The sequence below is a fragment of the Bradyrhizobium sp. Ken01 genome (assembly GCF_055807355.1).
Map to the genome: position 1 here is coordinate 1 of NZ_JBVVPC010000025.1, position 19,747 is coordinate 19,747.

Here is a 19,747-nt window from a genome sequence, read left to right on the forward strand (position 1 = left end):
CGCCTCAACGCCAAGGCACGCGATGCGCGCACCGCCTACGCCAATGCAACTTGACAACAGAGATAGTCGCTCACCCGCCTCGCCGCTGCGCGGCGAGCCACCCTCTCCCACAAGGGGCGAGGGTACACGTTCATCGCGGCACGCTTGTCACCCGCCAGATCGTCCCGTTGCCATCCTCGGACACCAGCAGCGATCCATCCTTCGCCACGGCGACACCGACCGGCCGCCCCCACACCTCGGTATCGCTCACGACGAATCCCGTGACGAAATCCTCGTACTCGCCGGTCGGCTTGCCGTCCTTCATCCGGATCCGGATCACCTTGTAGCCGGTGCGCTTCGACCGGTTCCAGGAGCCGTGCTCGGCGGCGAAGGCGTCGCCGTGATACTCTGATGGAAACTGCGTGCCCTGATAGAAGGTCATGCCAAGTGAGGCCGAGTGCGGCTGCACCAGCACGTCGGGTATCGTCACCTTGTCCTTGAGGTCCGGCCGCGCGCCGGCGTGGCGCGGGTCTTCGTTGCCGCCGATATAGAACCACGGCCAGCCGTAGAACGCGCCTTCCTTCACGCTCGTCACATAGTCAGGCACGAGATCGTCGCCGAGGCCGTCGCGCTCGTTGGTCGAGCACCAGGGCAGCCCGGTCTGCGGCTGGATCGCAAGACCGACGCAGTTGCGGATGCCGGTGGCGTAGATCTTCCGCTCCTTGCCCTCGGGGGTAAAGGCGAGCACGGTGGCGCGTTCGGTCTCGCTGGCCCAGGCCGCACCAAGCGGTTGCGCTTTCGACCAGGCTTCCACGCCGCCCGGCGGCGTGCCCATGCCCTCGGCGACGTTGCTGAGCGAGCCGACCGACACCAGCATGCGCTTGTTGTCAGGCGTGAAGATGATGTCGCGGGTGGAATGACCGCCATCGTGGGGCAGGCTCGCCACGATCGTCTCCGCCTTGCCACGCGCCTTGAGATCGCCGGCCTGATAGGGAAAACGGACGACGCTGTCGGTGTTGGCGACATAGACCCACCGCGGATTGTCGCCGTTCGGAAAGAAGGCGATGCCGAACGGCTGCCTCAGTCCGGCAGCGAACACCTCGTTGGTCGCGGCCTTGCCGCCTTCGCCGGCGCGCAACACGCGGATGTTGCCCGCGCGCGTCTCGGCGACGAAGACATCTCCGTTCGGCGCCACGCGCACGATGCGCGGGGCGCGCAGACCCTCGGCGAACAGCTCGATCTTGAAGCCGGCCGGGACCTGAAGCGCCGCCTCCGGCGGGCGCGGCACCACGCGCGACGAACTCGCAACCGACCGCGTGGCGCCGGGCCTGACCAGATCCTGCGGCCGGATCAACCTGACCGTGCCGGGCTTGTCGGCCTGCCAATCGCCGTAGGCCTCCTTGCCCTGCAGCACCGGCTCAGCCTGTGCGCAGGTCGCGACCGCGACCAGCCACCCCGCGGATATCGCCACGAACGAAATCCTGTTCTTCAAATCGTCTCCTCCCGGCCGTCGCGTCTGGCGCATCAACGCCGATCGACACGCAAGCGTTCTGCGACAGGTCAAATGCCTGCCGAATCCCACGTCAGCTCATGCCCGCACGATGTGCAACAGCCGCAGCCCATCGTACTGGAAAATGCGGCTGATCGGTGCGACACATTGTAAGGGCAGGGCCGCGGGTTGCGGTCATCAAAGCTGTGGCATTGGGGTCGCATCTGTCGGGGTGATCATGTGGGGATCCATCATATCGGAATGGGCGAGCCTGCTGCTCCGCTGGCTGCACGTGGTCGCCGCGATGGCCTGGATCGGCAGCTCCTTCTATTTCATCGCCCTCGACCTCAGCCTCAAGCCCAGGAGCGATCTCCCGGACGGCGTGCAGGGCGAAGCCTGGCAGGTCCATGGCGGCGGCTTCTACTGGATCATGAAATATCTGGTCGCACCCGCCCAGATGCCGGACGAGCTGACCTGGTTCAAATGGGAGGCCTACACAACATGGCTGTCCGGCTTCGCGCTGATGGTAGTGGTATATTATCTCGAGGCCGATTTGTTCCTGGTCGACAGGTCGATCCTCGACCTCACGCCATTCCAGGCCGGCCTGTTCAGCCTCTGCAGCCTCGCGCTGGCATGGCTGCTCTATGAAGGGGCCTGCCGTACCGGGCTCGCGCAGCGCGAGCTGCCCTTCGCGATCGGCGGCTATCTGTTCCTGGTCGGATTGACCTACGCCTTCACCCATGTGCTGAGCGGCCGCGGCGCGTTCAATCAGATCGGGGCGATCATCGGCACCATCATGGTCGCCAACGTCTTCACGCTGATCATCCCGAACCAGAAGAAGATCGCAGCCGCCTTGATCGCGGGCCAGGCGCCCGATCCAAAGCTCGGCAAGACCAGCAAGGAGCGCTCGGTTCACAACAACTATCTGACGCTGCCTGTCGTCGTGCTGATGATCAGCAACCACTACCCCCTGCTCTACGCCACCCGCTTCAACTGGATCATCGTCGCGATCATCCTGGCGCTCGGGCCTGTGATCCGGCACTTCTTCAACGAGGGGCATGCCGGGCGCAGATCGCCGTGGTGGGTGTGGGGCATCGCAGCGGTCGGCGTGATCGCAATTCTCTTTCTCTCGGCGGCCGGCCCGCGCGAGGTCAAGGCAAGCGCGATGTCAGCGCAGCCGACGCTTGCCAATGTCGAGGAGATCGTGATGTCCCGCTGCAGCATGTGCCACGCCGCCGAGCCGGTCTGGGCCGGCATCATCACCGCGCCGAAGGGCATATTGCTCGACGCGCCCGAGCACATCCATCGCAACATCCGCCTGATCGGCCGCGTCGCCGCCTGGTCCAATGCGATGCCGCCGGGCAACATCACCGAAATGACCAGCGAGGAGCGCGCCACCCTCGCCGCCTATATCGAGCAGGCGCGCTGACGCCATCGCGCATCGATATCGCGTTTCGCGGAATGAAATTCTGCCCTTCCCGGCCGATTTGAAAATGACTTGACCGCCTATCCGGCGTAGACAGAAGCAGCGGCCCGGCGCGGCCTGAAGTCAGTTTGCATTCGGGGATGAGAACAGTGGCCCTCAAGAACGTCATCGGTATCGACCACGCCGTGGTCATGGTTCAGGACCTCGACAAAGCCGCCGAGAATTACCGGCAGCTCGGCTTCACCATCTCGCCCCGCGGCACCCACAGCGCACATATGGGCACCGGCAACTACACCATCATGTTCGACCCGGATTATATGGAGCTGCTCGGCGTGCTCGCGGCGACCGAGCACAACGCGCCGGCGCGTGCCTTCCTGGACAGCCGCGAAGGCATCGAGCGCATCGCCTTCACCGCGGTCGATTCCACCGCCGGCGCGGAGGAAATCCGCGCGCGCGGCCTGGAGCCGATCGGCCCGACCGATTTCGAGCGGCCCGTGACGCTGCCTGACGGCACGATCTCGGCGGCGAAATTCCGCACCTTCATGTGGCCGACCGCGGAAGCGCCCGGCGGCGTGCGCATTTTCGCCTGCCAGCACAAGACGCGTGAGACGGTGTGGATTCCCGAGCTGATGAAGCACGCCAATGCGGCAAAGCGCATCAAGCAGACATTGATCGCTGCGCCCGAGCCTGCGAAGGAAGCCGCGCATCTGGGGCGGCTGATCGACCGCGAGCCGAAGGCCGAGGCCGACGGCGCGGTGACCGTGGCCTCCGGTGGCGATCGTGCCCACTTTGTCTATTTGACGCTGGAGCAGCTCGGCAAACGCTGTCCCGGCGTGCCGCTCGCGGGTCTTTCCGAACGCGGTGGCGCGGCCCTGGTGCTCGTGAGCGGCGATCTCGCGGCCACCGAGAAGGCGCTCGGTTCGGCAGCGGTGCGCAGCGGGTCTGCGATCTGCGTACCGCCGGCCAAGGCGAACGGCACCCTGCTCGCCTTTGTTGCCGGCTGATTTGAACTAATTCTTTAACAAGCGTTTTACCGGGCCGCCCTAGGCTTCTGGGCTACCCGCGCCTTCAGGGGCCAAGCGCATGTTTAAAGAGAAATCGCCGATCGCCTATGACGCGCCGGCCGAACTGAAAAAGTGGCCGTCACTGAAAGGCGAGAGGCAGAAGGATCGAGGTCCGCCCTATCTCGTCTACAACGGCACGCTCGCCGATTGCGTCCGCGAGCTCATGGGCAAGCCGATCAAAGGCATCTCGCTTTACGATATCATGACGAGGCCGCAAGCAGCGTTCGACCAGACCGTGCTATCGCCCGGCGATGCCGCCGAGATCGCGATGCGCAAGGACTTTCCCAAAGACTAGTTCGAGGCGCGCTTGCCGGCGGACTTCACCTGCTGCCTGGACGAGGAGTCCGTCGGCGCATCCAGGAAGACCACCCGTGTGCCGCGCTTGACGTGCTCGCCCAGCGCGCGCACGTCCCAATTGGTCAGCCTGACGCAGCCATGCGACGCGGACTTGCTGACCCTGTCGGGCTCCGCCGTTCCGTGGATGCCGTAACCCTGCGCGGACAACCCGATCCAGTATGCTCCCACCGGATTGTTCGGGCCCGGCTGAACGTCGAACGGCTTTTTCGATTTGACGCTTCTGAACTTGTAGTCAGGGTTGTAGTGATAGACCGGATTCTCATGGGTGCTGGTGACCTTGAGCGTACCGCTCGGCGTGGGACGATCCGGACTTCCGATTGACGCGGGATAGAACGCGATCAGGGTGCCGCCATCGTCGAATGCTTTCAGCGTGCCGTCCTTCTTGTCGATGTCGAGCCGCGCGATGTGCGGAAGCTCTCGCCGGGCTGGAACGTTTGCAACGACGATGGTCGCTCCCAACTTGTCGAAGGCCTTGTCCGGGTTGAGCGCCCTGAGCAGATCCGCGCTCATGTGGAATTTCTCGGCAAGACCTTCGAGCGGACTGGTGTAGCTCAGCGCCTTCAACGGCTTCATGTCATCAAGCTTGCCGGGCAGCTCCTTCAGAAACGGGCCCTTCACATCCGCATCCGTGATTTTGTATTCGACGACGACGGGGCCTTCGCTCGCGGCGTTCAACTTGTCCCAAAGCTCCGGTGCGATCGTTTTGTCGGACGCAACGCCGTTCTGCTCGGCGAATGCCTTCAGCGCCTTCTGCGCGTTCTCCCCGAGCTTGCCGTCGATCTCCCCGGGCGAGAACCGGGCCCGGTCGAGCAGAATCTGAAGCTTCACGATCGATGCGTTGAGCTTGTCGCTGGCAATTTGCTTTGCGGGACGCGCAGCGTCGTTCACCGCTGCTGCATCGAGATTGCCCGCAAGCGCCGGAGCGATCACCGACAGCGAAATCACCGCGCCAAGCATCCATCGCATCATCTCGCTCGTCCCAATTTGCCAATGCCCGCAACTTCGCGGATAAAAGAGTTTCCCGGCGGGAACACCGTAGTAACACCGGCGGAACCGACGAGACCGCAGCTTTGCCGCAATCGCTCGGTTAATAACTCTTTATCGCCGGCGCACCGCTGGCAGTTCACCCACAGTTCGAGGTTGCTCCAGCAAATGCGATTTGTCGTCGCGGCTTGCGCCGCGTTCATGATTCTGATGTGCGACTTCGATCCGTCGGCGTCCCGCCAAACATCGGCTTTCGACCACACCGTTCTTCAAAACACTCAGGCCGCGCCACTTGTTCCGGTGGTCGAGCTGTTCCTCGCAAGCGTGCAGGCGCTCGAGCTTGCCAATGCACGTGCGGCCTATGAGGAGATACCCGAGCCGCCGGATACGGTCGCACCCGTCGCGCAGGCGCCAGTTTCGCCGACGGAGCGCTTCTGCCACGCGCTTCGTGGCGCAGCCGAAGCCAGCGGCATTCCGGTGCCGTTCTTCGCACGCCTGATCTGGCAGGAGAGCCGTTTCAAGTCGAACGAGGTCAGCCAGGCCGGCGCGCAGGGCGTCGCACAGTTCATGCCGGAAACCGCAGCGGAGGTCGGGCTGGATGATCCGTTCGACGCGATGAAGGCGCTGCCGGCATCGGCCAAATTCCTGCGCAAGCTGCGCGACGATTTCGGCAATCTCGGCCTTGCCGCAGCCGCCTACAACGCAGGTCCCGGCCGGATCCAGAAATGGCTCGCCAAAGAGACCGAGCTGCCGCGTGAGACCCGCGACTATGTCCGCATCATCACCGGCACCAAAGCCGAAGACTGGACCGAGCGCACGGAAGCCCTCGCGATCCGGATCGACCTGCCGCGCGAAGCTCCATGCGAGGGCATCGGCAGCCTGTCCAAGACGAAAGACGTCGCCTGGGTTCCGGTGAACCTGACGCCCTCTGTCACGACCATCATTCGCAAGGCCGAGCAACTGGCGGCCCGGTTGACGACCAGCCGCGCACGCAAGCGGCTCGCGTCCCTGATCCGGAACGGCACCCACGGCAAGGCACGCAGCATGATCGCGGCGCGCGCGGCGGGAAAGAGCGCGAAGGCCCGCGCCATCCGTGTTGCAGCGCGCGAACGATCTTCGGGCTGATGCGAAATCCGGAAGCCGCTCGATGGAGCGGCTTCTGGCGGCCGTGGACAGTTGAAACGCTGGCCAATTGACCTACGCTATGCGCCGCCTGCACGGAACCTGCGATGCCATCGAAGAGCGCCGGGATCATTGCCTATCGGAAGCGCCGGGGAATCGAGGTTCTCCTCGTTCATCCCGGCGGACCGTTCTGGCGCAACAAGGACCTCGGCGCCTGGTCGATCCCGAAGGGCGAATACGCCGACGGAGAAGACGCAGACATCGCCGCACAACGGGAATTTGCCGAGGAGCTTGGATTTGAGCTATCCACGCCGCTGACTTCGCTTGGTCAGATCAAGCAGCGCGGCGGCAAGATCGTCACCGCGTTCGGGGCCGAGTTCGACCTCGACGTGCGCAGCATTCGCAGCAACAATTTCGAAATGGAATGGCCGCCGCGCAGCGGCAAACGTCAGACCTTCCCGGAGGTCGATCGTGCCGAATGGTTCACGCTCGCAGAAGCGCACGAGAAGATCAACGCGGGACAGCGCCCGCTGCTCGAGCGGCTGGCTGAGGTGGTCGGCATCACACGAAGCAGACGCCCTACTCCGCCTTGATGTTCGCGGCCGCCACGACTTCGGCGAGCTCCCTGGTCTCCTTCGCGATCTTGACGGAATACTCGGCCGGGCTGAGCACACTCACGACGCCCTGCGTCTCCAGCCGCTCTTTCAACATCGGATCAGCCGCCGCCGCGATGATCTCCCGGTGCAGCATCTCCAGCGTCGGCGCGGGCGTTGTCTTCGGCATGAAGAAGCCGACCCAGAACGAGATGTCGAAGCCGGGATAGCCGGCTTCCGCGACGGTCGGCACATCCGGCAGCGCCGGCAGCCGCTCGGCTGAGGACACCGCGAGCGCGCGCAGCTTGCCGGCCTTCACGAGCGGCACGGCGGACAAGGGATCGAACACCGCCAGCACCTCCTGCGCGAGGATACCGACCTCGGACGCAGCGCCACCGCGATAGGGCACGTGGATCATCCTGACGCCGGCCTTCTGGCTGAGCAGCTCCATGGCGAGATGGGCGAGATTGCCGTTGCCGCCGGAGCCGTAGGCAAGCGCGCCGGGCGCGGCCTTTGCCGCGGCGACGAGATCGGCGACCGTGTTGATGTTGGCCGTCTTGGGATTCTCCGGATTGACCACAAGCACGAGCGGCGCCGACACGACGGTGGTCAGCGGCGCGAAGTCTTTGTCCGGGTCGTAGCGGATATCCCTGAACAGCGTCTTGTTGAGCGTGATCGTGGAGGAGTTGCAGGCCAGCATCGTGTAGCCGTCGCCTTCTGCACGGGCGACGCCTTCGGCTGCGATCATGCCGTTGGCGCCGGCGCGGTTCTCGACCACGAAAGCTTGTCCGAGCTTGTTGCTCAGCCGATCGGCGACGATGCGCGCGACGACGTCGACCGGGCCGCCCGCGCTGAAGCCGACCATGATCTTGACCGGCCGCACCGGATATTTTTGCGCGAGGGCTTCGGTCGTCACGCACAATCCGGCGACGATCGCCAGCAGGCGAAGCGTTCGTTGCATTCGTTCTCTCCCCAGACGAACCGCGCCGCTTTGCCATGACGCAGCGGATTCGCGGATCATGATGAGCGGCGGCGCCGGATTTCGCAATCGCGTTTGCAGGCTGGCATTCCGTCGCGCGGCAGGTCAGGGCCGCTTCAAAACAAAAAACGCAAAAACAACCCCATGCACAGTAGCCGACGCTTGCGAGATCAAGCACTTGCACGAACGGGGACTTGGACGAACGAGGATTGCGCGCTTCGCAATCTTCGTTTGACTCGTCGGGCAAAACACCGGCAGAATGCCATCATCGCAACAATCGTCAGCCTCCACGCCGCCCGACCACGGGCGTCGCGTGGCGATTGCGCGTAAGCCCTTCATCAACATCTCGAAAATCTCACAGGCGCGCAGCAGGCGAGCGATCGATGTCGCGCGCAACGCGCCCGTGCGGGCAAAGGACACAGCACATGACGACATCTTCGAAACGCCAGAGCACGCTGCCGGTTGCGGCAAACGATCGCAGCGGCCCCGCCGCGAGCCCGCGGGTCAAGCTCTACAAACGTCGGATTGCGATCCTCCATGCCGATCCGCAAGCCGGCGAACGGTTGCTCGCCGAGGCGCTCGGTGCCGCCGACTGCGACGCGCTGCATGGTCTGCTCAGGCAATTGGTGAAGGCCAGCATGACCGGACGGAAGCCCGATGAAGCCAATCTCGCCTTCATGATCTCGCTGGTGAAGAGCATCGCGCCGAAGGACTCGATCGAGGCCATGCTCGCGGTACAGATGGTGTCCGTTCACGCCGCCGCGATGCGCTCCGCGTGCCGTCTCGCCCTCACCGATGACATCCCGCAGCAGGAGAACCTCACACGCGCGCTGACCCGGCTGGCCCGCACCTTCGCAAGCCAGATCGAGGCACTCAGCCGCCACCGCAACAACGGCGAGCGTGCGATCACGGTCCGGAATTTGTCGGTGCAGGATGGCGGCAGGGCGATCGTGGGCAACGTCACGCAACATGCCAGCATGATCGTCGCGGAGCCGAACCTTGCGACGGCCGCTGGAACGGTCCCGCCGCGCGAGGCCGGCGAATGCAAAAGGGCCGAATCGAGGCAAGGCGCCGACGCATGAGCGGCAATCACGTCCGCAACACGAGCGCGATGTGGACGAGCCCGCGCTGTGGCGCCGAAACGCGAAACGGCACGACCTGCCGCTCACCCGCAGTGCATGGCAAGTCTCGCTGCCGCATGCACGGCGGCGCACGCAGATCGGGCGCGCCGAGGGGAAATCAGAATGCGCGGACGCATGGTGCCTTCACGCGTGATGCGGCCGCTGAACGAAGGCAGGACCGGGAGCTGCTGAATGATGCGTTGAAGCTACTTGGGGAGCTGTCGTGAGTTGCCGGATAGACCTTGAAGGCGAACCAGCGAAGACCGCAATCGTTGTTGACGAACACGCTTGCTGAGACCCGCAACAGATGCCCTGCAGACTTGCACCGCGGGTCGTTTCCATAAGTCTGTGATGGCTTTGGTCGGCTGCGCCGTCCTGAGCGGACAAGCCCGGCGCCAGCCTGGAGGTCGGCCAAGGTGCAAGCTAGGCCAAAGAAGCAGCTGCACTGACCTTTAGTTGAAGCGTTGGCGTATTTGAACCTTCGCTCGAATGGCCGGACTCACGTCAGTAGGCGATGGGAATGAACTGTCCCATCACAGCATCGAGCGATTGTAGCTATCGACACTCGTCAGCGGCAGTTGCAACGGACTTGGTTTCCGGGTTGCCAGCCTAAGCCGCACCAAGCCAGCGGATCGGCCGGCGAATATCGCGGAGGCAAACAGATGTTTCCAGCGAAACTTGCGGCATCGTTGCTGGGTTCAGCGTTGCTACTGACGCCGGTACTTGCACGCGACGATGGCCGATACGACCACTCTCCGCTGAAGTCGTGGTTTGAAAGCTTGCAGAGCGAATTTGGAAAGTGCTGTACCGATGCCGATGGATACATCGTGTCCGATGCCGATTGGGAGTCCAGTCGGGGCCGTTACCGCGTCCTCATCGACGGCGAATGGGTGCTCGTACCTGACGGTGCGGTTGTCACAGAACCAAACCGCTTCGGCCGTACAATGGTCTGGAGGCATTACATAGACGGCCATCCGCGCGTCCGGTGCTTCATGCCTGGAATCATGACTTGACTTCACTTTCAAATGCTCCGCTTCGGGTCACTCGCGTCGATTTGCCCGCGTATTCTCGATGTCCGCTATGGCCCTAGCTGCCGGCGTGCCGGACACTTCGCTTTCGGACCACAAGCAGACATCGGCACCCGATCGATCGCCTCGCTAGCAGCAGGAACGACCCGAGCGCGTCGTTGACGATGTAAAGTGCATCCGCGCGACCGGCGACGGTGAAACCCCGTTCGCCCGCGGGTGCGGCAACGCCTGCTAGCCACTCAACGGATATTCACTGGTGCCTGCGCCCGCTCGGCGTCGGCGGTCGCGGTGCCCATGTATTTCGATTGGAAATGAGCAACCCGCTCGCGCCACATTCCGACGAACGCCTCCGACGTCAGCTTGTCCACGGATTTCCACGCCTCTTTGACGGCCGGAAGCGTATTGCCCCAGATCGCGCGCCTGCACCATTTTTCGCCCTTCTCCCTGCCTTCGCCGGTGGCGCACATCGATTTCCAGGCGATGCGATTGGGTTGGCTGAGGTGCTCCGCGGCGCCTTCCCAGCCCTGCTGATGGATCAGGTAAAGATCGTTCAAGTCCGGCTTCCTGCGCGTCACCCACTGGAATAGAATGCCTTCCGTGATGACCTTGTAGGCTGCCGCGACGGCATTGTCGCGGGGATTAAGAATGTCTCCGGCGCCGAATTTTCTGAACTCGTATTTGCTCAGCTGGAACAGCCCGATATACGACCCGGTGCGCTGCTTGGGATCGAAACCGGACTCGACCTTGGCCACGGCCTTCATGAAATTGAAATCCAGACCGAAAGCGTCGGACGCGCGCTTGATCTCTTCCACCGGCGTTCCGACCGGGATGTCCTTGAACGAACGCAAGACGATCGCCGCCGGCTTCTCGGCAGGCGGCAGTTCGGACCAGACATAACAAATGAGATACCGGAAATCCTGCGGCCCCGTGCTGGAGGCACCGCCGGATGCACCGCACGTGGTCGGCGCCGGCTGGGCGACATCGTGGTGGCCCAGGTCCACCGTGTCCTGCGCAGGCGGTAAATCGGCCGACAGCGTTTGCGACGGATCGGGCAACGCGGCCACGACGATCGATTCCGATTTGTCCGAGGCCACCGTCGTGTCGGTGGCCGTCCCTGCCGCGGGCTCAGCGGCCGTCGCCACTTCGGCGCTAGCAACAGCGGCGTTCGCGGGCCCGGTGTTGCCCATTGCGATTGCCTGCGGTTCATCCGCGAGCCTCGCGCTGGCGGCGAGGGATGCTGTGCGCTGCTGGATTGTCACCGCGCGGGAGTTTTCGGTGCCGGCCGGACCGAAGCCAGCCAGCCAGCCAGCGATCCACCCCGCGAGAACGACCGTTCCGCAAAATGTCGGCGCCACTATCGCAAATCGCCGCGGGTTCATGATGCCGTCGCCCCCATAGGCTCCACCGGAGCGTGTAGAAAAGCCAAGCATGCGAAGAGGCTCATCCTTGGGATCAATGTGGGCCGCGCAATGGCGCGAACCGCCGCTCGTCAATTTTTCCGAAGCGTGTTGCCCGATTGCAACGCGTCGATCACAAGCCATTGCGCCCGTCTCAGCGGCAACTCGCACGGTAATTGTGAGTACCGTCCAATTTTCGACCCACTGCGACCAGATTTGGAGGAGAGGCTTGGCGCGCCGTCAGGATGACGCATCAGGCTTCGGCTTCGCGCATCGTCTCGAAACGATGGAGTCGCGCCTACGGGACCGGGCGATGTTCGTTAAGGAATTACCAGCAATGCAGCGCGCGATAACCACCGCTGTATTCGCCATTTTCATGCTCCCTGCGGGGATCGCACACGCTCAATTTCTGTTTGGACCCCAACACACGTTCTGGCGAAGCCAATACGCTCCGTACAAGGACAAGCACCACCACCGGCAGACAAGCTCTGAAACGGCGAAGAGCGTTCGGCCGGAGCCCCTTCCGAAGGGCCCGCTCCAGATCATCATCTCGATCGCAGACCAACGGGTCTCGCTTTTTGACAACGGGGCGCTGATTGCACGCTCTTCGGTGTCCACGGGAATGGAGGGGCATCCGACGCCCCTCGGCGTGTTCAGCGTCATCAGCAAAGAACGATGGCACCGTTCAAATATTTATAGCGCCGCCCCCATGCCCTACATGCAACGCATCACCTGGTCAGGGATAGCGTTGCACGCCGGTGTCGTGCCCGGGCATCCAGCGTCACACGGCTGCATCCGTTTGAAAAATGATTTTGCCGTTCGACTCTGGCATCTCACGAAGCGCGGCACGCGGGTGATCATTGCGCATGGTGATGTCCAGCCGGTCGAGATAGCCAATCCGCATCTTTTTCAACCGAAAGCCGCGTCCGGTTCGTCCGAATTCCAGAGTGCCACCGTCGCAACCAAGAGCATCGATGCAGCCGCGGCAACGCAGGGATCACTGGTGTCAAACGCCGAGACTCCAGAAGCCGCCAGTCTCCAGGAGCCAGGCTCGGCTCCCGCTGCAAGCGGGCCTAAAAAGATCGTCCCGATCTCCATCTTCGTCACTCGCAAGTTGAGCAAGCTGTTCGTACGTCAGGGCTTCACGCCGTTGTTTGATGTCCCGGTCAAGATCGAAAATCCGGAGGAGCCGCTGGGAACGCACGTGTTTACCGCAATGGAATTCCAGAACGAGGGAACGGCTATTCGCTGGAGCGTCGTGTCGATGCCGGAGGAATTGCCCCGTATGTCCGAAGCTGCCACGAAACGGCGAGAAGCGCCCGCGAAGCAAACCGCGCCGGAACCGTTACCCGACAAAGCCAACGCTGCGCTCAACCGTATCGAAATGCCCCAGGATACGGTTGAGAAGATCTCTGAACTCCTGACGCCGGCTTCTTCGTTGATTGTTTCCGACAACGGAATTAGCCAGGAGACGGGAAAAGACACGGACTTCATCGTGGTAACGCATTGACGCGGCGGCGCAACCCACCAACACACGATGCCGCTGCGGGACCCGTTGGGATTGTCCGACGACAACTTGATGTCCGCACCTGAGCCAAAGCGGCGCGAGGTCCGCTAATGGTCTTGGCTGTGTAAAAACACCTTTCCCCGGGAGGGCGGTGAGGAGCCAGGACGGTTCGGTCTCAGGCCACGATCGCGGCCATCAGCGGCTTGGTCCCTACGATGCTGTCCGCATAGTCCTCTCAATGGCGCCGTAAACCAGTGTCGCGTCAAAGCAACATAGCTCCAACTAAAAGCGCAGCAGACACTTTGGAAACCGACACATGCGCGGCGGGCTTGTTATACAGGTCGTCTATGTTTGATAAAAACTCTGCTTTGATGATTGGGGGCAGCGATGTCTTTTCGGAATTTCTTGGGGATTGCGCTGGCTGCGCTCGCGGTATCCGCAACGACAGCGCAGGCTGCTGATCTGGGCACGCGCCCCTACACCAAAGCTCCGGCCGCGGCGGCTCCGATCTATAGCTGGACGAGTTGCTTCATCGGCGGAAATATCGGCGGTGGCTGGGACCGCCAAGGTTACACCAACGTCAACCCGCAACGATTGCCAAATTTCGATCTAGGGTCTGAGCGCAATTCGGGCGTGCTCGGTGGCGGTCAGCTTGGTTGCGATTATCAGGCGGGATCTTGGGTGATCGGCGCGCAAGGCATGTTCCAGGCTGCTGATCTCCGCGGCAGCAACCACGTGGTGCCAGGACCAGCCGACCCTCAATTCCCGAACATCTTTGACCTAAGTGCGAGGACCTCCTGGATTACGACCGCAACGCTGCGGGTTGGCTATGCGGTCGTTCCGCAGGCGCTTCTTTACGCCAAGGGCGGTGCGGCCTGGACGCATGGAAAGCTTGACTACACGATCACTGGAATGGGCGTCGCAAATTACACAGGTGCCGAGACCCGGTCCGGCTGGATTGTCGGAGGCGGTCTCGAATATCTGTTCGCGCCGAACTGGTCGGTCTTCGTGGAGTACGACCACATGGATTTCGGTACGCAGACGCTCAACACACAGGATGCGTTTGGTTTCATCGAGCCTATTCGAGTTAGCCGCCGGATAGATACGGCCATGGTTGGCGTGAATTTCAGGTTCGGACCATGGGGTAGGTGAGCAGAGCTTATTCGGTTTATCGTTGTGCAGTCGCCGGACATCGGTAGTTGGTCACAAGCTGTATTGAAAGTCAGGGGTCCGCTCGGTGTCGAAAAGCAGACGTCGGCTGGTCCAGCCCCCGAATATGATGAGAGACGAGATTGAGTCTCTGACCTCAAGATCACGAGCTTAACGAGAGCGCGGCCGACCCAGCCTTGGTCAATCGCTGCACGCCCAGCTAACACCGCACCACGCAAGCCGACGGGCGCCGCGCACGGCGCCGGCCGTCTCCCGCCCGTTACTGCGACCGATCCGAGGTCCAGCCCTTGTAGTCTTTGACATTGTCGCGCGTCACCAGTTTCGACGGCAGCAGCTCGACTGTGGAGGCCGGCTTCTGGCCGTTGAGGATGTTGACGCCGACCTGCACGGCGCGGCGGGCCATGAAGAACGGGTCCTGCGAGGCGGAGGCCTGGATCTGCGTCGCCTGCGGGTCCTTGAGGGCGGCTTCGATGTCGGGTGCGCCGTCGACCGCGGTGATGATGATGCCGGTGCGCTGCTGCTGGCGCGCCGCAAGGTCGGTGCCAATCGCCTGCGGATCGTTGATGGCGAAGATGGCGTCGATCTTGGGGAAGCGGGTCAGATAACCCTGCGCCACCGTGAGGCCACCTTCGCGCGAGCCCTTGCCGTCCTGGTCGTTGGACAGGACCTTGATGCCGGGATTCTTGCCGAGCACGTTCTTGCAGCCGACGACGCGGTCGATCACCGCGGAAACTTGCGGGCCGTTCTCGATGATGACGTCGCCTTTGCCGCCGAGCTTGTCGACGATGTACTGGCAGGAGATCTCGCCGGCCTGGACGTTGTTGGTGGTCACGGTGGCGTCGGCGCCTTCGGCCGCGGTGTCGACGGCAACGACGACGATGCCGGCGGCCTGCGCCTTCTTGATCGCCGGGCCAACAGCCTTGGGATCGCCGGGGTTGAGCAGGATCAGGTCGACGCCAGCGGCGATGAAATTGTCGATCTGGGTGACCTGCTTGCCGAGATCATATTCGAAGCCGACGGTCGTGATCTTTACGTTGGGGTTGGTCTTCTTGGCCTCGAACTCGGCACCCTTCGACAACGCGACGAAGAACGGATTGCCGAGCGAGCCCAGCGAAACGCCGATCGACTTGAGCTCCTTGGCACCGGACGGCGCGGAGCTCAGGACGAGCGCCATCGCGGCGCCGGCAAACGAGATCGACTTCAACATTGGCTTCCTCCCTGGTCTATTGAATCTCCGGTACGGCGACCAGTTGCCGTGACGGAATGAACATGACGGCGCAGCGCCCGCTGCATTTCTTGCTCTCAAGTCCGGGCCGAGCCCTGCAGCCGATAGCGGTCCAGCGCCACCGCGCCGATGATCACCAGGCCCTTGATCACATATTGCCAGACGTCGGACACGCCGATCAGGATCAGGCCGTTCGACAACACGGCAATGATCAGCGCGCCGACCAGCGTTCCCCAGATCGAGCCGATGCCGCCGACAAAAGAGGTGCCGCCCAGGATCACGGCAGTGATGGCGTCGAGCTCGTAGGACTGGCCGAGCTGCAGGCCATTGGCCGCATAGAGCCGCGCCGCCTGCATCGCGCCGCCGAGGCCCGCAAGCAGGCCGGACACGCCATAGACGAAGATCAGCACGGCCCAGACCTTGATGCCGGCGAGCCGCGCCGCGCTCTCATTGCCGCCGACCGCGTAGATGTGGACCCCGAGCACGGTGCGCTTGAGCACCAGCCACGACACCAGGATGACCAGCAACGCGATCACCCAGAGCCAGGGAATCGACAATACGCCGGGGATGAGGGTCAAGGCGCCGTTGCCGATGAAGGCATAGGGGATCGACGGATTGAACACCGTGGTGTCGGCGCCGAGCAGCCGCGCCGCGCCGCGCACGGCGGTCAACGACCCCAGCGTGACGATGAACGGCGGCAGGCGTAACAGCGCGATCAAGCCGCCATTGAGAATGCCGAAGGCGGCTCCGGTGAGCACCGCGGCCGGCAACCACAGCGCCCCGAGATCCGGGAATTTGGAGATGATCAGCCCGGCCATCGCTGACGCCGCCAGGATGGAGCCGACCGACAGGTCGATGCCGCCGGTGAGGATGACGAAGGTCATGCCCGCGGCCAGCACGGTATTGACCGCGGACTGCTGCACCACGATGCCGATGTTCTGGCCGGTGAAGAAGCGTCCGTCCGACAGCAAGTGAAAGCCGATGCACAGCAACAGCAGCACCGGCAGCATGCCGACCGCGCGAATGATCATCCGCGTCCGCTGCCGCTTCGTCTCCTGCGCGGCGGCAAGACCGGACGCCACGGGGGCCGCTTTCGCGGAAGCGCCGTTCTCAGGCATCGAGCTGCTCCGTTCCGGTGGCGAGAGCCATGATGTCCTCCTGACTGAGCGGCGATGTCGCGTCGCGCCGGATCTGTCCGGCGATATGTCCTGCGCGCATCACGACGACGCGGTCGCAGATGCCGATGATCTCGGGCAGGTCGGACGAGATGACGAGAACCGCGGTGCCCGACTTCGCGAGATTGTCGATGATCGAATAGATCTCGGACTTGGCGCCGACGTCGACGCCGCGCGTCGGCTCGTCGAGGATCAGGATTTTCGGGCCGATCGCGAGCAGCCGCGACAGCAGCACTTTCTGCTGGTTGCCGCCGGAAAGCCCGCCGGCGGGAACACCGACATTCGCAGCACGGATGCCGAGCCCCGCGAACGCGCGCTTGGCGCGGTCGCGGGCCTTGTCGCGGTCGAGGATGCCGCCGAATTTCGCATCGCGGCCGAGCACCGCGAGATTGATGTTGTCGAGGCAGGACATGTCGAGGAACAGGCCGAGCGCCTTCCTGTCCTCGGTGAGATAGGCAATGCCGGCGTCCAGCGCCTCGCCGGGCGTGCGGATGGAGACCGCGCGCCCGTCGATCTCGACATGGCCCGAGACCATCGGCGCGGCGCCGATGATGAGGTGTGCAAGCTCGGTGCGGCCGGCGCCGACCAGGCCGGCAAGGCCGACGACCTCGCCCGCATGCACCGTCAGCGAACATCCCTTGACGCGCCTGCCGTCGGCGATGTCGACGGCCGCGAGCACCGGAGCTCCCGACCGCGCCTCATTCCTGGGATCATGCTCCTTCTTGTAGAAGGAGGAGACGTCGCGTCCCACCATCATCCGGACGATGGTGTCGGCGCGGATGTCGCCCTTGTCGAGCGAACCGACCAGCGTGCCGTCGCGCAGCACGGTGACCCGATCGCCGAGCGCGTAGACCTCGTCCATGCGATGGGAAATGTAGATGATGGCGAGACCTTCGGCGCGCAGCTGGCGGATCAGCGCGAACAGCCTTTCGCTCTCACCGGCCGACAGCGCGGTGGTCGGCTCGTCCATGATCAGGATCCTGGAGCGGGCGTGCAGCGCGCGCGCGATCTCGACCAGTTGGCGCTGGCCCATCGAGAGATTGGCGACCAGAGTCTGCGGCGTGAAATCCGCGCCGAGCCGCGCCAGGATCGGACCGACGTCGGCCTGCATCGCCTCGCGCGCCAGCAAGCCGCCGCGCGAGACCTCGCGACCGAGATAGATGTTCTCGGCGACGTTCAGATTGGGGGCGAGCGAGAGCTCCTGATAGATGATCGCGATGCCGGCCGCGCGGCCACCGAGCGGACCACTGATCTGCACGGGCTGGCCGTCGATGCGGATTTCGCTGCCCGGGTCCGGCCGGTAGGCGCCCGACAGGATCTTCATCAGGGTGGATTTGCCGGCGCCGTTCTCGCCCATCAATGCGTGGATCTCGCCCGCGTAGACGGTGAGGTCGACGTCGCGCAGCGCCTTGATGCTGAAGAACGATTTGGAGACCCGGCGCATCTCGAGGATGGGCTCGCTCATCACACCTCCCCGACGCGCCGACGGCGGCATCGCAATCTCACCCGCGTCTCGTTGGTCCCTGGCGCGGGTGCAAGCATTAAACAAAAGGTTGTGGCGCAGGGCAATACCTCCCGCACGCCGATGCACGGTCCGGCGCTGCTTTTATCTTTTGCAGACGGAACCGATCTCGCGCGTGATGCCTTTTCTTCGCCACATCATCGCGTATCGCGATCAGCGCCGCGGCCGGTACAGGCGACGCCATTGCGGAAGCCGTTCGGCATAGGCTTGTGCAAGCGCGCGGTCGGGCTCGAACGTCTCGACGCGCCGTGGCGCGGTGCAGACGGCATCGATCGCCTCCCCGGTGACGGCGAGGCGGCCGAGCCGCGCCGCACCAAACGCCGCGCCCGTCTCGCCGTCGGCAAAGCGATGCACCGGCATGTTCAGGACATTGGCCAGCACCGACAACCAGAACCGCGACCGCGAACCGCCGCCGATGACATCGGCCTCCGCGATCACCAGTCCAGTCTCGGCGAGAACGTCCCGGCAATCGGCAAGCGCGAAGGCGACGCCTTCGAGCACGGCCTGCACGATCGCGTCACGATCGGTGGCGTGACTGAGGCCATCGAGCATGCCGCGCACATCCGGGTCATCGTGCGGGGTGCGTTCGCCGGAGAGATACGGCAGGAAGCTGACCGGCGACGGCGCGCTCGGGCGCAACCCGAGCGGCGCCAGCAGGTCGGCCTCAGAGGTCCCCAACAGCCGCGCGATCCAGGCCAGGCACGAAGCCGCAGACAGGATCGCGCCGGCTTGAATCCATCTATCCGGGACGGCGTGACAGAACGTGTGCACGACCCGCTCCGGGTTGGCCGCGATCGTCTCGGTCGGCACCAGCAATGCGCCGGAGGTTCCGAGCGAAATGAAGGCTGCGCCGGGATTGATGGCGCCGATGCCGACGGCTCCTGCCGGATTGTCGCCGGCCCCGCCGGCGATCATCGGCCGCCTGGTCATGCCCCAGCGCTGCGCCAACTCGCTCCGCAGCCGTGACGCCGGCGCGCAGCCCTCGACCAGACGCGGCATCTGCCGGCGCGACAGCGCGGTCGCGGCGAGCCCCTCATCCGACCAATCGCGGCTGACAACATCGAGCCACAGCGAACCCGAGGCGTCCGAGACATCCTCGATCGCCTCGCCCGTCAGCACCAGGCGCAGATAGGCCTTGGGTTGCAGCACGAGTTTTGTCGCCGCGAAGATCTCCGGCTCGTGCGTGGCGACCCACAGCAGTTTGGGCGCCGTGAATCCCGGCATCGCCTTGTTGCCTGTCGTCGTCCGCAAGGCGGGCCAGCGCCGCTCCAGCTCGGCGCATTCCGCAAAGGACCGTCCGTCATTCCAGAGAATGCAGGGCCGCAATGGCGTGTGACCGGCGTCGAGCAGCGTCGCGCCGTGCATCTGGCCGGACAGGCCGATGCCCTCGACCGCGGCCAGTTCGCGCGCGTGATCTGCCGTCAAGGCGTCCAGCGTCGCGAAGGTGGCTTCGATCCACTGCGCCGGGTCCTGCTCGCAATGGCCGGGACGCGGCGAAGAGACCGTCAGCGACCGGCTGCGGCTCGCCACCACGCGCTGCGCGTCGTCGACCAGAACGATTTTGACGGCGGAGGTGCCGAGGTCGATGCCGAGATACATGATGTCACTG

The 19,747-nt window shown here is 63.9% G+C and carries 18 protein-coding genes; 10 read left to right on the forward strand and 8 right to left on the reverse strand.

All coding sequences use genetic code 11. From position 1 onward, the window contains the following. Positions 1-130: 130 nt before the first annotated feature. Positions 131-1,471 (reverse strand): PQQ-dependent sugar dehydrogenase, encoded by a 1,341-nt coding sequence (locus AC0L3S_RS22630; protein WP_473281349.1) that lies wholly within the window; start codon positions 1,469-1,471, stop codon positions 131-133. Positions 1,472-1,706: 235 nt separating this feature from the next. On the opposite strand from AC0L3S_RS22630, the gene AC0L3S_RS22635 reads away from it, so the two are divergent. The 3 genes from AC0L3S_RS22635 (at position 1,707) to AC0L3S_RS22645 (ending at position 4,253) form a co-directional block, all read left to right on the forward strand. Next, a complete protein-coding gene (locus tag AC0L3S_RS22635; RefSeq protein WP_473281352.1) occupies positions 1,707-2,897 on the forward strand; it encodes a urate hydroxylase PuuD in 1,191 nt (396 codons plus the stop codon). 146 nt (positions 2,898-3,043) lie between these two features. Then, a complete protein-coding gene (locus AC0L3S_RS22640) occupies positions 3,044-3,898 on the forward strand; it encodes a VOC family protein (RefSeq protein ID WP_473281355.1) in 855 nt (284 codons plus the stop codon). A gap of 79 nt (positions 3,899-3,977) precedes the next feature. Continuing rightward, the gene (locus AC0L3S_RS22645) at positions 3,978-4,253 is read left to right on the forward strand and encodes a hypothetical protein (RefSeq protein WP_027516602.1); all 276 of its coding nucleotides are present in this window, start codon (positions 3,978-3,980) and stop codon (positions 4,251-4,253) included. Here the strand turns inward: AC0L3S_RS22645 and AC0L3S_RS22650 are convergent. Then, positions 4,250-5,284 (reverse strand): L,D-transpeptidase family protein, encoded by a 1,035-nt coding sequence (locus AC0L3S_RS22650; protein WP_473281358.1) that lies wholly within the window; start codon positions 5,282-5,284, stop codon positions 4,250-4,252. The genes AC0L3S_RS22645 and AC0L3S_RS22650 overlap by 4 nt on opposite strands. A gap of 183 nt (positions 5,285-5,467) precedes the next feature. Here AC0L3S_RS22650 and AC0L3S_RS22655 point away from each other — a divergent pair, with 183 nt between their 5' ends. Both AC0L3S_RS22655 and AC0L3S_RS22660 read left to right on the forward strand, forming a co-directional pair. Next, entirely contained in the window at positions 5,468-6,424 is a 957-nt protein-coding gene (locus tag AC0L3S_RS22655) for a lytic transglycosylase domain-containing protein (RefSeq protein WP_473263411.1), read from the forward strand. Positions 6,425-6,528: 104 nt separating this feature from the next. After that, positions 6,529-7,014, forward strand: coding sequence for an NUDIX hydrolase (locus AC0L3S_RS22660; RefSeq protein ID WP_473281360.1), 486 nt, complete (start codon positions 6,529-6,531; stop codon positions 7,012-7,014). Here the strand turns inward: AC0L3S_RS22660 and AC0L3S_RS22665 are convergent. Further along, positions 7,001-7,975, reverse strand: a complete 975-nt coding sequence (locus AC0L3S_RS22665; protein ID WP_473281362.1) for a Bug family tripartite tricarboxylate transporter substrate binding protein — start codon at positions 7,973-7,975, stop codon at positions 7,001-7,003. The two genes, AC0L3S_RS22660 and AC0L3S_RS22665, sit on opposite strands and share 14 nt — an antisense overlap. Positions 7,976-8,418: 443 nt before the next feature. On the opposite strand from AC0L3S_RS22665, the gene AC0L3S_RS22670 reads away from it, so the two are divergent. From AC0L3S_RS22670 to AC0L3S_RS22680, 3 genes are all read left to right on the forward strand, one after another. Next, entirely contained in the window at positions 8,419-9,075 is a 657-nt protein-coding gene (locus AC0L3S_RS22670; protein WP_473281364.1) for a hypothetical protein, read from the forward strand. A 29-nt stretch (positions 9,076-9,104) separates the two neighbouring features. Beyond that, positions 9,105-9,341, forward strand: coding sequence for an HGGxSTG domain-containing protein (locus tag AC0L3S_RS22675; RefSeq protein WP_473281520.1), 237 nt, complete (start codon positions 9,105-9,107; stop codon positions 9,339-9,341). A 435-nt stretch (positions 9,342-9,776) separates the two neighbouring features. Further along, positions 9,777-10,127, forward strand: coding sequence for a hypothetical protein (locus AC0L3S_RS22680; protein WP_081747933.1), 351 nt, complete (start codon positions 9,777-9,779; stop codon positions 10,125-10,127). A 254-nt stretch (positions 10,128-10,381) separates the two neighbouring features. On the opposite strand, the gene AC0L3S_RS22685 is transcribed toward AC0L3S_RS22680, so the two are convergent. Further along, positions 10,382-11,521, reverse strand: coding sequence for a lysozyme family protein (locus AC0L3S_RS22685; protein ID WP_473281366.1), 1,140 nt, complete (start codon positions 11,519-11,521; stop codon positions 10,382-10,384). A 247-nt stretch (positions 11,522-11,768) separates the two neighbouring features. On the opposite strand from AC0L3S_RS22685, the gene AC0L3S_RS22690 reads away from it, so the two are divergent. Both AC0L3S_RS22690 and AC0L3S_RS22695 read left to right on the forward strand, forming a co-directional pair. Further along, positions 11,769-13,049 carry a L,D-transpeptidase gene (locus tag AC0L3S_RS22690; RefSeq protein ID WP_473281370.1) on the forward strand — a complete coding sequence of 427 codons (1,281 nt, stop codon included), beginning with the start codon at positions 11,769-11,771 and terminating at the stop codon, positions 13,047-13,049. 384 nt (positions 13,050-13,433) lie between these two features. Then, positions 13,434-14,198 (forward strand): outer membrane protein, encoded by a 765-nt coding sequence (locus AC0L3S_RS22695; RefSeq protein WP_007607557.1) that lies wholly within the window; start codon positions 13,434-13,436, stop codon positions 14,196-14,198. Between the two features lie 277 nt (positions 14,199-14,475). On the opposite strand, the gene AC0L3S_RS22700 is transcribed toward AC0L3S_RS22695, so the two are convergent. The 4 genes from AC0L3S_RS22700 to xylB all read right to left on the reverse strand — a co-directional run bounded on the left by AC0L3S_RS22700 (position 14,476) and on the right by xylB (position 19,737). Next, on the reverse strand, positions 14,476-15,423 hold the full coding sequence (locus AC0L3S_RS22700) for an ABC transporter substrate-binding protein (RefSeq protein WP_473281375.1): 948 nt from the start codon (positions 15,421-15,423) through the stop codon (positions 14,476-14,478). Between the two features lie 95 nt (positions 15,424-15,518). Further along, a complete protein-coding gene (locus AC0L3S_RS22705) occupies positions 15,519-16,559 on the reverse strand; it encodes an ABC transporter permease subunit (RefSeq protein ID WP_473281377.1) in 1,041 nt (346 codons plus the stop codon). Continuing rightward, a complete protein-coding gene (locus AC0L3S_RS22710) occupies positions 16,552-18,081 on the reverse strand; it encodes a sugar ABC transporter ATP-binding protein (protein WP_473281379.1) in 1,530 nt (509 codons plus the stop codon). The genes AC0L3S_RS22705 and AC0L3S_RS22710 overlap by 8 nt, the downstream gene beginning before the upstream one ends. A 210-nt stretch (positions 18,082-18,291) precedes the next feature. Then, positions 18,292-19,737, reverse strand: coding sequence for a xylulokinase (xylB, locus tag AC0L3S_RS22715; RefSeq protein ID WP_473281381.1), 1,446 nt, complete (start codon positions 19,735-19,737; stop codon positions 18,292-18,294). Positions 19,738-19,747: the final 10 nt, after the last annotated feature.

What these genes read in the sequence shown, in the direction of transcription:
- AC0L3S_RS22700 (WP_473281375.1), bottom strand. Translation starts at nt 15,423, where the DNA reads ATGTTGAAGTCGATCTCGTTTGCCGGCGCCGCGATGGCGCTCGTCCTG.
- AC0L3S_RS22655 (WP_473263411.1), top strand. Translation starts at nt 5,468, where the DNA reads ATGCGATTTGTCGTCGCGGCTTGCGCCGCGTTCATGATTCTGATGTGC.
- AC0L3S_RS22660 (WP_473281360.1), top strand. Translation starts at nt 6,529, where the DNA reads ATGCCATCGAAGAGCGCCGGGATCATTGCCTATCGGAAGCGCCGGGGA.
- AC0L3S_RS22685 (WP_473281366.1), bottom strand. Translation starts at nt 11,521, where the DNA reads ATGAACCCGCGGCGATTTGCGATAGTGGCGCCGACATTTTGCGGAACG.
- AC0L3S_RS22645 (WP_027516602.1), top strand. Translation starts at nt 3,978, where the DNA reads ATGTTTAAAGAGAAATCGCCGATCGCCTATGACGCGCCGGCCGAACTG.
- AC0L3S_RS22650 (WP_473281358.1), bottom strand. Translation starts at nt 5,284, where the DNA reads ATGATGCGATGGATGCTTGGCGCGGTGATTTCGCTGTCGGTGATCGCT.
- AC0L3S_RS22705 (WP_473281377.1), bottom strand. Translation starts at nt 16,559, where the DNA reads ATGCCTGAGAACGGCGCTTCCGCGAAAGCGGCCCCCGTGGCGTCCGGT.
- AC0L3S_RS22670 (WP_473281364.1), top strand. Translation starts at nt 8,419, where the DNA reads ATGACGACATCTTCGAAACGCCAGAGCACGCTGCCGGTTGCGGCAAAC.
- AC0L3S_RS22695 (WP_007607557.1), top strand. Translation starts at nt 13,434, where the DNA reads ATGTCTTTTCGGAATTTCTTGGGGATTGCGCTGGCTGCGCTCGCGGTA.
- xylB (WP_473281381.1), bottom strand. Translation starts at nt 19,737, where the DNA reads ATGTATCTCGGCATCGACCTCGGCACCTCCGCCGTCAAAATCGTTCTG.
- AC0L3S_RS22675 (WP_473281520.1), top strand. Translation starts at nt 9,105, where the DNA reads ATGTGGACGAGCCCGCGCTGTGGCGCCGAAACGCGAAACGGCACGACC.
- AC0L3S_RS22635 (WP_473281352.1), top strand. Translation starts at nt 1,707, where the DNA reads ATGTGGGGATCCATCATATCGGAATGGGCGAGCCTGCTGCTCCGCTGG.
- AC0L3S_RS22680 (WP_081747933.1), top strand. Translation starts at nt 9,777, where the DNA reads ATGTTTCCAGCGAAACTTGCGGCATCGTTGCTGGGTTCAGCGTTGCTA.
- AC0L3S_RS22665 (WP_473281362.1), bottom strand. Translation starts at nt 7,975, where the DNA reads ATGCAACGAACGCTTCGCCTGCTGGCGATCGTCGCCGGATTGTGCGTG.
- AC0L3S_RS22710 (WP_473281379.1), bottom strand. Translation starts at nt 18,081, where the DNA reads ATGAGCGAGCCCATCCTCGAGATGCGCCGGGTCTCCAAATCGTTCTTC.